The sequence below is a fragment of the Paenibacillus massiliensis subsp. panacisoli DSM 21345 genome (genome assembly GCF_000426545.1).
Lineage (GTDB): Bacteria > Bacillota > Bacilli > Paenibacillales > Paenibacillaceae > Paenibacillus > Paenibacillus panacisoli.
Genome location: NZ_AUFO01000022.1, coordinates 53,148 through 65,818 on the forward strand (window position 1 = coordinate 53,148; position 12,671 = coordinate 65,818).

At 49.5% G+C, this 12,671-nt stretch carries 11 protein-coding genes; all 11 read left to right on the forward strand.

What is annotated here, in order from left to right; genetic code table 11:
• The first annotated feature begins 80 nt into the window (after positions 1-80).
• The 11 genes from K331_RS0117930 (at position 81) to K331_RS0117980 (ending at position 12,658) form a co-directional block, all read left to right on the forward strand.
• Positions 81-362, forward strand: a complete 282-nt coding sequence (locus K331_RS0117930; RefSeq protein WP_226383629.1) for a hypothetical protein — start codon at positions 81-83, stop codon at positions 360-362.
• A gap of 190 nt (positions 363-552) precedes the next feature.
• Complete coding sequence (locus tag K331_RS0117935) at positions 553-1,566, forward strand: aldose 1-epimerase (RefSeq protein WP_028591384.1); 1,014 nt, start codon at positions 553-555, stop codon at positions 1,564-1,566.
• Between the two features lie 680 nt (positions 1,567-2,246).
• Positions 2,247-2,618, forward strand: coding sequence for a carboxymuconolactone decarboxylase family protein (locus K331_RS0117940; RefSeq protein ID WP_028591385.1), 372 nt, complete (start codon positions 2,247-2,249; stop codon positions 2,616-2,618).
• A 285-nt stretch (positions 2,619-2,903) separates the two neighbouring features.
• Entirely contained in the window at positions 2,904-4,292 is a 1,389-nt protein-coding gene (gene fumC, locus K331_RS0117945; RefSeq protein ID WP_028591386.1) for a class II fumarate hydratase, read from the forward strand.
• A gap of 248 nt (positions 4,293-4,540) precedes the next feature.
• Positions 4,541-6,139: a PucR family transcriptional regulator gene (locus K331_RS0117950; protein ID WP_028591387.1), complete on the forward strand. Its 1,599-nt coding sequence runs from the start codon at positions 4,541-4,543 to the stop codon at positions 6,137-6,139.
• 292 nt (positions 6,140-6,431) lie between these two features.
• On the forward strand, positions 6,432-6,947 hold the full coding sequence (gene uraD, locus K331_RS0117955) for a 2-oxo-4-hydroxy-4-carboxy-5-ureidoimidazoline decarboxylase (RefSeq protein ID WP_028591388.1): 516 nt from the start codon (positions 6,432-6,434) through the stop codon (positions 6,945-6,947).
• A 26-nt stretch (positions 6,948-6,973) separates the two neighbouring features.
• On the forward strand, positions 6,974-7,357 hold the full coding sequence (gene uraH / locus K331_RS0117960) for a hydroxyisourate hydrolase (RefSeq protein ID WP_028591389.1): 384 nt from the start codon (positions 6,974-6,976) through the stop codon (positions 7,355-7,357).
• 14 nt (positions 7,358-7,371) lie between these two features.
• Complete coding sequence (locus K331_RS0117965; RefSeq protein WP_028591390.1) at positions 7,372-8,784, forward strand: allantoinase; 1,413 nt, start codon at positions 7,372-7,374, stop codon at positions 8,782-8,784.
• Positions 8,777-10,069 carry a M20 family metallo-hydrolase gene (locus K331_RS0117970; protein WP_084165508.1) on the forward strand — a complete coding sequence of 431 codons (1,293 nt, stop codon included), beginning with the start codon at positions 8,777-8,779 and terminating at the stop codon, positions 10,067-10,069. Before K331_RS0117965 ends, K331_RS0117970 begins: the two co-directional genes overlap by 8 nt.
• Positions 10,066-11,322, forward strand: coding sequence for a pyridoxal-phosphate-dependent aminotransferase family protein (locus K331_RS0117975; protein WP_028591392.1), 1,257 nt, complete (start codon positions 10,066-10,068; stop codon positions 11,320-11,322). The genes K331_RS0117970 and K331_RS0117975 overlap by 4 nt, the downstream gene beginning before the upstream one ends.
• Positions 11,323-11,335: 13 nt before the next feature.
• Positions 11,336-12,658, forward strand: a complete 1,323-nt coding sequence (locus K331_RS0117980) for a 5'-deoxyadenosine deaminase (protein WP_028591393.1) — start codon at positions 11,336-11,338, stop codon at positions 12,656-12,658.
• Positions 12,659-12,671: the final 13 nt, after the last annotated feature.

Consider the following 12,671-nt stretch of genomic DNA (forward strand, 5'->3'; position numbering starts at 1 on the left):
ACAAATGATCGCTTCAATCACCATGAATCATCATAAGCACAAAGTGATATTACGCTGAACAAGAAAGGATGTATGAACAAATGTCAGAGCAGTCCAAGGCGACAGTAATTAGTGCAACCATGCGGCAAGAGGAGGACGGAAGCTTCCTCGGACAGGCAGTATTTAATATGGAAGGACAGAAATCCAATTTTGAAATCTCCTTCTTCAGCAAAAAGGGCAAGGAGTGGGATTACAGTCTACATTTTGCTGAAGGAGAACGGGTCGAAGAGGAGCTATTGGCGATTGACGAGCTGCTTGAGGATGATGACGATCTGTTCGACATGCTGCTCGATGCGGCGAGAGCTGCGATGGAGTCCAAGTAATATATTGTCACATAAGCGTGCGCAAAGTAGCACTTTGACCCATTTCCAATAGGGGCCAATTCATGATATAGTCAAACCGAAATGATCAGCGCTTACAATGCTGCATGCTGCCCTTGCGCAAGTTACAAAAATGGCCAGTATGTAGCTGTGTTACTGTCTGGTTCTATACATATGTCAAGGAGGTTCGTATATGTCTTATCAACATACTGCACTAGAGGAGCCATTTCACGGCGTACCTGCTGTATGGCTGCGCTTTGCCGGTTATGAAGCAGCTGTTATACCTTCTGTTGGAGCTAATCTCGTTGCTTTTCGGGATACGGAGTACGGCTATCGCTTTCTAAGAGAGCCAGAGGCCGATGGAATGGAGGAGTTCCTGAGCAGTCCTGTGGTATTTGGGATACCGTTCCTGTTCCCGCCTAACCGCTACGAGGATGGTAAATTTCCTTGGAACGGTACAACCTACGAGCTGCCGATCAATGAGCCAAAGACCAACAATCATTTGCATGGATTTCTGCACAATGTGCCATGGAATCTGGAGGAGTATGGCTCATCTGAGGCAGAGAGCTATGTTATTCTGACACAGCAGGTGGATGAGGAGCATCCGATGTATGCCTTCCTGCCATTCACCTTCACGATTCAGCTTCGCTACAGCCTGGATGCGTTCGGACTGCGTCAGCAGTACACGATTGTCAATCAGGGCGAAGAGGCGATGCCGAATCTATTCGCATTCCATACGGCGATTAATGCGCCATTCGCTCCAGGTAGTAGTGCAGAGGATTATCGTATCAAGGTGACGATTGGTGAGCGAATTGAGCTAAGCGACCGCTCCTTGCCTACGGGCTCGCTGCAGCAGCTGTCTGCCGAAGAGGAGGCCCTCAAAGGTGAGGGGATCAATCCCTATTTTGAAGAGATGGATCACCACTATACAGCGGCTCCGCAGAACGGTCGCAATTACATGTCCCTGACTGATACTCGTGTGGGTGCAACGCTGATCTATGATGTAGGTACCAGCTATAAGCACTGGATGATCTGGAATAACAAGGCGTGCGGGCAGTTCATTTGCCCAGAGCCGCAGATGAACCGTGTCAATGCACCGAATTTGCAAGGCATTGCAGCAGAGGAATCTGGCTTGATTGCGCTTCAGCCTGGTGAGATTTTCGAACAAACAGCACGTCTGTACTGTATTCAACAGGTGGCTGAGTAACTGCTAATATGAGCAAGTGCAGTGCAGTGAGATAAATTAATGTTAATTAGAGGTAAAGTAAAGTGCTGGACCTAGCACATGTACAAGGTGTATATAGTTCTAGTACTGCGGGGGCCGTCTTTCGAGACACCCCCGTTTTGCGTTGGAGGATAGTGGCTATGACGGAGGATATACAGCACGACTCGGTTGGCATTGTTGTACATTTGTATATAGTTAGTCCAATCTGATCATCATTTCGCCTACCATAAAGCCTGCCTACCATATAAATATTCTTCATACAATTCCCCGTTCTCTGCCTTGTCAATGCTGCTTTGTTGCTTTTCTTCAGTTGCATGTCCATTGGATTAGACGAGATTCTCGGCGATCTATGTGTATTTGATTGGTTATGTAATCTCTTGACAATTAGAGACATCAAGGATATTATAGACTCTCAAAGTCTTTTATTTATTTGTTTGATTCTTCTTAGGAATGCTCACGAAGAATCTTCGAAGGAGGCGAATATTTATTGTCCTAACTATGACCAATAGGTTTCTCTAATTCCAGAATACTGAGAAAGTTTACGAAATAAAATCCAAGAATGAATCGGAATGGATAAAGTGCATGAAGGGATGAGATATCCCATACTTCAGCTAGACCCGCGATGCCAGTAGATTAAGATCATTTTTTCGGGAGGATTCTAAATGTCAACTATAAAATTGATTTCAGAACAGGAAGCTCAAGGCGAAGTTAAAGAGATGTTTGAACAGGCCAAGCAAATGTTTGGAGAGTTGCCACAATCTATACAAGCAATGGCTAATCATCCTGAGTACATGAAGATTGTAGCCCAGAAGGCTCAACTCTTCATGAATTCTCAAGAGCTCGACCAAAACACAAAACTAATCATTTGTTTGACAGTATCAATCATGAATAACTGCGAAATGTGTATTTCAAGTTATACAAAATATCTAAAGAATGCTGGCTTTACGGATAAACAGATCGTTGAAGTAATATCTATTATCGATTTTGCCGGTGCTATGAATCAATTTAATAACGCTGCATTATTGAAGCCGTAATGATGTAAATAAGACGGATTGTGCTGCTCCCACATACATAGAGTCTTGGTGCGTCGAAGGCTGAGACTCTCTTTACCCAGTGCATGAGGAACTTGACCAACATTTAGATGACATACGGCTACATAACACTAGTACAGTGATTTAGTTTACATAATATTTGTTATGTGGAATTATAGAAAAGCGTTTACAAAAAAATGTGAAGAACGCTGTTGAATCATGTATAATATGACAGAAGTCACATTCAGGCTGTACCTAGCTCATTACATATTTGAGGGAGGAATACACGTGCAATACCGGATTGAGAAAGATACGATTGGTGAGATTCAGGTCCCGGCAGATCGACTCTGGGGAGCGCAGACACAGCGCAGTAAGCAGAACTTCCCGATTGGTACGGAAAAAATGCCGATTGAGGTCATTCAGGCCTTTGCTATTCTCAAGAAAAGTGCAGCGATCAGCAATCACAAGCTGGGCAAGCTGGCTGAGAGTAAAAAGGATGCTATTGTCTTTGCTGCTGATGAGATTATCAGCGGCAAGCTGGATGATCATTTTCCGCTTGTAGTATGGCAGACAGGCAGCGGCACCCAGTCTAATATGAATGTGAATGAGGTAATTGCTCATCTGGGAAGCCAATGGCTGGCAGAGCAGGGCAAGGAAGAGCGACTGCACCCGAATGACGATGTGAACATGTCCCAGAGCTCGAACGACACGTTCCCGACTGCGTTACATGTATCCGGTGTTATTGCGGTAGAGGATCGCTTGCTTCCTGCCATCGAGAAGCTGAAGGCCACTTTGCAGGACAAGTCTGAGCAGTTCAAGGACATTATTAAGATCGGTCGTACCCATCTTCAGGATGCCACGCCGCTGACGCTGGGGCAGGAGATCAGCGGTTGGTATGCCATGCTAGATAAGAGTGCGCGTATGATTATAGATACCGTTAAATATATGAAGGAGCTGGCGGTTGGAGGCACTGCTGTCGGGACGGGCATCAATGCTCATCCAGAGTTCGGCAACTTGACGGCGGCTGAGATTTCTTCCTTTACAGGGAAAGAATTCATCTCTGCGCCGAACAAATTCCATGCGTTGACGAGTCATGATGAGGTAGTTACTGCCCATGGTGCGATCAAAGCGCTGGCAGCAGATCTGATGAAGATTGCCAACGATGTGCGTTGGCTGGCAAGTGGGCCACGAAGCGGCCTGGGCGAGATTATCATCCCTGCGAACGAACCTGGTAGCTCCATTATGCCTGGTAAAGTCAATCCGACACAGAGCGAGGCACTGACCATGGTAGTTACCCAGGTGATGGGAAATGACGCGGCTATTGGCTTTGCAGCTAGCCAAGGAAATTTCGAGCTGAATGTATTTAAGCCTGTCATCATCTATAACTTCCTGCAGTCTGTGCAGCTGCTGGCTGACTCCATCGTGGCATTCAATGATAACTGTGCTGTAGGAATTGAGCCAGATCGAGCGAAGATTGAGCACAATCTGTACAATTCATTGATGCTGGTAACGGCATTGAATCCGTACATTGGTTATGAAAATGCAGCGAAGATTGCCAAGCTGGCACATGCCGAGGGCTTATCCTTGAAGGAAGCTGCACTCCAGACAGGCTTGCTCACTGAAGAGCAGTTCGACCAGTACGTGGACCCTGCCAAGATGATTGAACCGAAGGCTTAGGTATTGCCGTAGAGACAAAGGCATTGCATTCAGGGCACGGCTTAAGCAGATAACTTAAAGTAAACAAAAAAATCGCACCTTTATGGACTATGGAGGCTTAATACTTCCATTAATCTAAAGGGCGATTTTTTTTTGTATCCAGTGCCCATTTATAACCTCCTGATGACCAGCACCAGTTTATCGTGTTATAATAAGTTACAAACAAAGGTATATAACGCGACATGTGAAAAGAATGGGAGGTCTATAACATGCAGCTTACGGTACAGGAGGCACTCGAAATATACCCGCTATCGGAAGCCAAGTTAGTTGCTGGGGCAGCGGGAACCTCTCGCAGGATGAATTCAGTTAATGTGATGGATGCGCCTGATATTGCCGATTGGGTCAAATCCGGAGAGCTGCTGTTCACTACCGGGTTCTTGCTCAGGGACAGTCATGAGGATGCGACGAAGCTGCTCAAGAAGCTTCACGAGCGAGGATGCGCAGGGCTCGGAGTCAAGCTTGGCCGTTTTTGGGACAGCATTCCGGAGACTGTGATGGCGGAGGCGGATCGTCTCAGCTTTCCGCTCCTTGAGCTGCCCTTTCAGTTCACTTTCTCGGATCAGATGAATGCGCTATTCAGAGCGGAATATGAACGCAGCACGAAGGCGCTGCAGTCCGTTGTCAGCAGGCAGAAGGAGCTTATGCAATTTGCCTTGCGAAAGGGAGCAGAAGCAAGTATTTTTGCGGGATTGTCTGAGATTCTGGACTGCCGAATCGCCGTTGTTGGATCGAGAGGCCATATCCTGTATACGAATGGCGAATGGGAGCAAGAGCAGGGCTGGATGAAGGGCTGGCCCTGGAAGTCGGTATATGCCCGGGTGAAATGGGATGCCGGCAGCTGCCATCGAGTACCGATTCGTCAGCTGGAGGAGGATTTTGGATTTCTGCTCGTCTTCACAGAATCCTCGATATCCTTCAAGGCAGAGGAGGGGTTGTTTCAGCAGGCAGCTGAGGTGCTTGCCTACTACATGAATCAGACGGATCAGGTGCATATGAGTCCGACCTCACAGGATGAGATGAAAGCTGTCATGATGCAATATTTGAACGGGAGGATTACGGCTAGCGAGCTTGCCGAGTACCTGGAGAGTAGGAGAATGAGTGTCTGTGAGGGCCCGTATCAATGCGTACTGACGACTCTTGAGCCAGAGGTTTTTGCTTCACATACCTTATTAAAGCAGCTGTATCATGAGCTTCAATACAATCCGTTGATGAAGCTGAACCCTGCGCGTCACTTTTTGGTGGATACCGGCATCTTGTCCATCTTCAGCAGTGTATCAGGGCAGGATGAGGGAGATAAGCTCGCCCGCTTTCTGACCAATCGCTTCAGTGACGTCATTGCCACACAGCACACGCGTGGAGAGCCTGGTCCTCGATTCTGGATCAGCAAGCTGAAGACCGAGCAGCAAGGGCTCCAGAGTGCATACCAGGAATGTGTGGAGACGCGCAAACTGGCTCTTCGCTTCGCTATGAGGGATACGGCGCTTCAGTTTGATAGCTTGGAATTCGCGTATGTGTTCCAGCATGTGCCTACCGAGATCATGGCGAATTATTGCAGCAAGCTGCTGGAGCCTCTCGTTCGTGAGGACCCGAATGAACTGCTGATGCATACGCTGGAAGCCTTCGTCGAGCATGATGGCCTCATTAACGAGGCAGCCAAACAGCTCTACGTCCACCGGAATACGGTCACCTATCGTATGGAGAAGATCGGTGCGCTGCTACAAATGGATTTCAAGAAAACTAATGATCTATTGAAGCTCAAGATGGTTTTTACATTTCGCAAGTTCCTTAAGCAACAAAAGGCACAGTGAGCCAAGCGAGCATATTCAATTCAATGCAGCCCAATGCAATGAAATCCTACGATACCCACCCGAATCCATTCCAACTCTAACCAATTCTATTCACCCGATCCATCCCAATCGAATTTATTGGAATTCAGCCCTCCCGTTCAATCGGGAGGGCTGTTCTCATGGAGCGGTCAGGAACCAAATACAAAAATCATACATAATGTTAGTTTAGGTAACAAAATTGCGTAATTATTATTGTCACGCTATATACATACATATACAATAACTCTCAATTATCCGATGGGGGGCTGACAGGATGAAGCCATCCACGCTTCAACTTATTAATGATATGCCACACGAAGCTTTTATGCATGAATTCGGAGCACTATTCGAGCATTCTCCCTGGATTGCAGAGAAGACTGCGGGGTATAGACCTTTTCCGGATTATACAGCCATGTTGGATGTAATGGAATTGATTGTTATGGAGGCTGATATCGAGCAGACCCTGGATCTTCTACGTCGACACCCTGATCTGGGCTCCAGACTGGAGATGAGCAGCAATTCTGTACAGGAACAGACAGGAGCAGGATTGAGCCAGCTGTCTGAATCTGATTTTCACGAGCTGCAACGTCTGAACGCGATATACACTCAGCGTTTTGGATTTCCGTTCATTCTCGCGGTCAGGGGCCATACAACTTCCTCGATCATTCAGATTATGCGCGAACGGGTGGAGGGCACAAGACAGGAGGAATTGAAGACCGCTACTCAGCAGGTATTGCGCATTGCATCAATCAGGCTGGAGCAGTGGGTCGAGCGCACTGAACAAATCTAACTGTTGATCAGGAAAGGACCTGTCTAATGATTACACATACAGGAAAATTAACAACTCACGTGCTGGATACAGGCCAGGGATTGCCCGGTAGAGGGATGAAGATTGAGTTGCTTTACTATGGAGAGACTACTTCACGGACTGACAAAGGGAATCTTCTAATTGAGACTACAACGAATGAGGATGGGCGAACCGATAAGCCATTGCTGCAGGGTGAGGCTGTGCGAACGGGGATCTATGAGCTGAGGTTCTATGCCGGAGCCTATCTGGAGGATACCAGGCATTCTTCTGGAGCCCATATAGCGTTGTGGGACTGGATTCCAATTCGGTTTCATATCCGGGACAGCCATCAGCATTATCATATTCCACTTCTGTTGGCACCTGGGGGCTATAGTACGTATCGGGGGAGCTAAGGGAGGAATTCGCAATGACAGGACATGGACAATTCGATCTGGTAATCAGACACGGTATGGTTGTGCTACCAGAGGTATGCATAGAGGCAGATATCGCTGTGAAGGATGGCAAAATAGCTGCTATAGGTCACCTTGAACACATTGCAGAGGAAACGACGGTCTTTGATGCAGCAGGGCTGACCATACTTCCTGGGGCGGTCGATATCCATGTGCATTTCAACGAGCCTGGTCTGGAGAGCTGGGAAGGCTTCGAAGCAGGCTCTGCAGCTCTCGCAGCTGGCGGATGCACAACATATGTGGATATGCCGCTAAATGGAGTTCCTCCAACGGTGAACAGAGAGGCGCTGAACCTGAAGCTTGCACGAGCACAGGAGCGCTCTTGTGTGGATTATGCTTTATGGGGCGGGCTTGTTCCGGGCAATATCGAGACATTGGATGAGCTGGCAGCGGCAGGGGTCGTCGGCTTCAAGGCATTTATGTCCGATCCTGGTGGCGAGGGCGAAGGGATCTTCGCACGCTCGAATGAGCTTACGCTGCTGGAGGGGATGAAAAAGATTGCCGCAATAGGCGGTCTACTGGCCTTGCATGCAGAGAGTGAAGATATTGTGCAGGCGTCTACGGCTTCAATACGGCAGCAAGGGCGTATGGGCATGCAGGATTATATTGAATCCAGACCTGTAATCGCTGAGGTGGAGGCCGTTAGTCGTGCTTTGCTATACGCAAAACATACGGGCTGTCGGCTACATTTTGTTCATATAAGCACACCAGAGGCTTTGGAGCTGATTGATGCAGCCAAGGCCAGTGGGATGGATGTCAGTACGGAGACTTGCCCTCATTATTTGCTGCTCACCAATGAGGATGCTGATCGTCTCGGAGCTGTGGCCAAATGTGCTCCGCCGCTGCGAAGCGCGGATAACCGGGAGCGGCTGTGGAATGCATTGCTCCATGGTTCAGTGGATATCATTGCGTCGGATCATTCACCATGCCCACCGTCGCTGAAGCAATCTGATGATATGTTCGAGATTTGGGGCGGAATCTCCGGCGCTCAGAGTACACTGTTGCTCATGCTGGAGGAGGGATATCTCGCCAGAGGCCTCTCACTGCCACAGATTGCTAGACTCGTTGCCTTGGCACCTGCCTCCAGAATGGGGCTGGACGACCGCAAGGGAAGTATTGAGATTGGCAAGGACGCTGATTTTGCCTTGGTAGATTTCAACAAGGCTTTTACGTTAACGGCTCAGGAGCTTCTTTATACCCATGTACAGAGTCCTTATTTGAATCACACGTTTCCATGCTCGATTGCGGCTACCTTTTGCCGGGGGAATCAGGTATATGACAAGCAGCATGGGGTTAGCGAGAGTCGGTCAGGAAGCTGGTTAAAGCCCAGGATGGCTGGGGTTGATCCAAGGGAGGAACGTTATGCGTGAGGCTCATGAGCAAGCAGTATCCTCACTCAATGGACATGAAGAACGACAGACTTATGGTCCCCAACTGATTGAGCTGCTTCAGGAATTGGCGGATATTGGTCGAGATGATACTGGGGGAGTTACGCGTCTTCTTTATACGAGATCATGGCTGTCCGCACAGCAGAAGCTTATGACATGGATGAAGGAGGCTGGATTGGAGGTGTTTTTTGATCGTGCAGGTAACCTTACTGGCAGACTTCAAGGAACAGATCCAGATCTGGCTCCAATTGTAACAGGCTCCCATGTGGACACGGTGACATCAGGCGGAGATTACGACGGTGCTTTAGGTATTGTAGCTGGCCTGCTGGCACTGATCGAGCTGAAGGAGCAATATGGTAAACCAACCAGAACACTGGAGGTAGTCGCGCTTTGCGAGGAGGAGGGTAGTCGATTCCCTACCGCTTACTGGGGCTCCGGAAGTATCGCTGGGCGTGTCCGCTGGGAGGATGTTGGCCTGCTCCCGGATCGTGAAGGCATCAGCATGCTGGAGGCTGCAAGAGAATGTGGCTTTGGGCCTGATAGTTCATATGCTGAGCCCGCGAGGAAACTGGGTGCTTACCTGGAACTGCACATTGAACAGGGCTCCGTGCTGGAGCGATCCAACATTCCGATCGGCATTGTATCGGCGATTGTCGCTCAGCAGCGGTATCGCATCCAGCTCCATGGCGAGGCGAATCATGCAGGAACGACACCGATGGGCCATCGAAAGGATGCCCTGACTTGTGCCGCCCGGATGATTGTAGCCGCCCAATCGTATGCACTGGAGGCTGACGATGGACTGGTAGCTACTGTAGGGAGTATCTCTGTAACGCCAGGAACCCCAAACGTCATTCCGGGTGGAGCTGAATTCACACTAGACATTCGCCATGCAGAGGATGCGGAGCTGCAGCGGCATAGCAGAGAGCTACTGCGACAATTTTCAGTAGTGGCAGAGGAAGATGAGGTCAGCTTCGTCAGCATTCAGACACTGGATGCAGCTGCTGTACCCATGGGCCGCCAACTGATGGACTCTCTGATAGCAGTGTGCCACAGCAAGCAATTGGCTTTCCGCGTAATGACTAGTGGTGCGGGTCATGATGCACAGATGTTCCGGCATGTCTGCCCTACGGCCATGATTTTCGTACCAAGTCGTGGAGGCATTAGCCACAGCCCGGACGAATACACGTCCCCCGAGCATTTAATATTAGGCTACAGCGTACTAGCATCAGCATTATATGAACTAGGTTACGGGGGTGCAGGCGCTTGAGTAGTTACAGAGAGCTTTCTCCATCACCGCGGACAATAATGACTCCAGGTCCCGTAGAGGTAGATCCACGAGTGCTAAGGGCTATGTCTTATCCGATTTTGGGGCAATTTGACCCGGAATTCACAGCGTTGATGAACCAGACGATGGAGATGCTGCGCATGATATATCAGACGAACAACCAGTGGTGCTACCCGGTAGATGGCACATCACGCTCAGGCATTGAGGCGGTCCTAACCAGTCTGATCCGTCCGGGAGACAAGGTGCTGGTTCCTATTTTTGGACGCTTCGGTCATCTGCTGGTGGAACTTGCCGAGCGCTGTGGAGCGGAAGTCTGTATCCTGGAGCGGGACTGGGGAGGGGTCTTTGACCCCGAAGATATCATTCAGGAGGCCAAGCGAGTAAGGCTGGATCTAGTGGCCATGGTGCATGGCGAGACCTCTACGGGCCAAATACAGCCGCTCGCTGAGATCGGTGCAGCTTGCCGGGAGATGGACATTTTACTTGTGGTGGATGCTGTGGCTACCATTGGAGGGGTGCCAGTCGAGACCGACGATTGGAAGCTTGATGCAGTTATGGGAGGAACACAGAAATGTTTGTCTGTCCCGGCAGGAATGGCCCCCCTAACCTATAATGAGCGCGCAGAGCAGCGGATTCAGGCACGGAAGCGAGTGGAACGGGGGCTGCGAGGTCCGATTGAGGACGCTAAGGTGGCACTAACGGTAACGGACCCAATCAAGTGTCGCCCCATTCAGAGCAATTATCTCGATCTGAGCCAGCTTCAGGATTACTGGAGTCCAGCGCGCCTGAATCATCATACAGAAGCGACCAACATGCTCTATGCATTGTATGAGGGCTTGCGGATTATTCTGGATGAAGGGCTGGAGGCACGCTTTGCCAGACACCGGCTGCATGAAGCAGCGCTGATGGCCGGACTTCAGGCATTGGGCCTGCAACTGTACGGGAATGTTGCGAGCAAGCTTACTGTAGTGACCTGTGTCCATATTCCAGTGGGAATCGATGGGGAGCAGGTGCGCTCGATGCTGCTTCATGATTTCGGGATCGAAATTGCTAGCTCATTTGGGCCATTACGAGGGAAAATCTGGAGAATCGGAACGATGGGCTATAGCTGTAGGCAGACAAATGTGCTGCATACGCTTGGAGCACTGGAGGCAGTATTGATTCGAAGTGGATATCGTGCACCAGCGGGAGAAGCTGTACAGGCAGCGCTGGATGTGTATCAAGGTAAGCATTAGAGGGGGAGCACATATGGGGAGTATTTTAATACAGAGAGCACAGATCGTTACCATGAATGCCGAAGAGGAGGTATTCATTGGCGACGTTCTTATAGAGAATCAGGTAATTAAGGAGATTGGTCCACATATTGAAGCACAAGCTGATCGTGTCATTGATGCTCGCGGCAAAGTACTGCTGCCAGGCTTTGTGCAGACGCACATTCATCTGTGTCAGACCCTGTTTCGCGGGCGCGCAGACGATATGGAGCTGATGGATTGGCTTCGCCAAAGAATCTGGCCGCTGGAGGCTGCTCACGATGAGGAATCCGTCTATTACTCGGCTCTGCTAGGCATAGGAGAGCTAATATCAAGCGGGACCACTACAGTGCTGGATATGGAGACGGTGCATCACACCGAATCTGCATTTCAGGCCATGGCCCAGAGCGGCATACGAATTATCTCCGGCAAGGTGATGATGGATCATGGAGATGAGGTGCCCCTCCCGCTACGTGAGCGCACAGAGGATTCCATTCAGCAAAGTGTAGACCTGCTGGAGAAATGGAATGGCTTTGGCGGTGGACGTATCCAGTATGCCTTCTGTCCAAGATTCGTAGTGTCCTGTACTGAGCAGCTTCTGACCGAGGTACGTGACCTGTCAGCACAGTATCATGTGCGGGTGCATACGCATGCTTCAGAGAATCAGGGCGAGATTGCGCTAGTTGAATCCGAGCGCGGTATGAGAAATATTATTTACCTGGATCATATTGGTCTGGCTCATTCAAGACTAATTCTGGCGCATTGCATCTGGCTGAGTGAGGAGGAGAAGGAGATCATTCGTAAACGCGGGGTGAAGGTGACTCATTGCCCGGGCTCCAATCTGAAGCTTTCCTCAGGCATTGCGGATATTCCTGATCTGCTGAACCGCCATATTCATGTCGGACTTGGTGCCGACGGAGCACCCTGCAATAACAATCTGGATATGTTCCAGGAAATGCGCCTGACTGCGCTCATTCAGAAGATTCCACATGGTCCAACGGCAATGGATGCACGTACTGTCCTGAGAATGGCAACGATGGGCGGAGCTGAGGTGCTGGGTATGGCCAAAGAGATCGGCAGCCTGGAGGCTGGGAAGAAGGCCGATATGATCTTGCTGGATCTGGATGACTATCACACATACCCATCGTATGATACAGACATTTACTCCCGCATCGTCTATTCCACTACCCGGAGCAATATGGACACCGTTATTATTGACGGAGCTGTAGTGTTTGAGAATCGTATGGTGACAACCATAGATCGGGGCATCGTATTGCAGGAGGCGGATAAATCCATTGCGAGGTTGATACGTACAATGTAATTTTCGTTTCTAC

Excerpts from the sequence above, each read along its gene's own strand:
- uraD (WP_028591388.1), top strand. The coding sequence starts at position 6,432 with ATGAAGCCATCCACGCTTCAACTTATTAATGATATGCCACACGAAGCT.
- K331_RS0117965 (WP_028591390.1), top strand. The coding sequence starts at position 7,372 with ATGACAGGACATGGACAATTCGATCTGGTAATCAGACACGGTATGGTT.
- K331_RS0117940 (WP_028591385.1), top strand. The coding sequence starts at position 2,247 with ATGTCAACTATAAAATTGATTTCAGAACAGGAAGCTCAAGGCGAAGTT.
- uraH (WP_028591389.1), top strand. The coding sequence starts at position 6,974 with ATGATTACACATACAGGAAAATTAACAACTCACGTGCTGGATACAGGC.
- K331_RS0117970 (WP_084165508.1), top strand. The coding sequence starts at position 8,777 with ATGCGTGAGGCTCATGAGCAAGCAGTATCCTCACTCAATGGACATGAA.
- K331_RS0117980 (WP_028591393.1), top strand. The coding sequence starts at position 11,336 with ATGGGGAGTATTTTAATACAGAGAGCACAGATCGTTACCATGAATGCC.
- K331_RS0117935 (WP_028591384.1), top strand. The coding sequence starts at position 553 with ATGTCTTATCAACATACTGCACTAGAGGAGCCATTTCACGGCGTACCT.
- K331_RS0117950 (WP_028591387.1), top strand. The coding sequence starts at position 4,541 with ATGCAGCTTACGGTACAGGAGGCACTCGAAATATACCCGCTATCGGAA.
- K331_RS0117930 (WP_226383629.1), top strand. The coding sequence starts at position 81 with ATGTCAGAGCAGTCCAAGGCGACAGTAATTAGTGCAACCATGCGGCAA.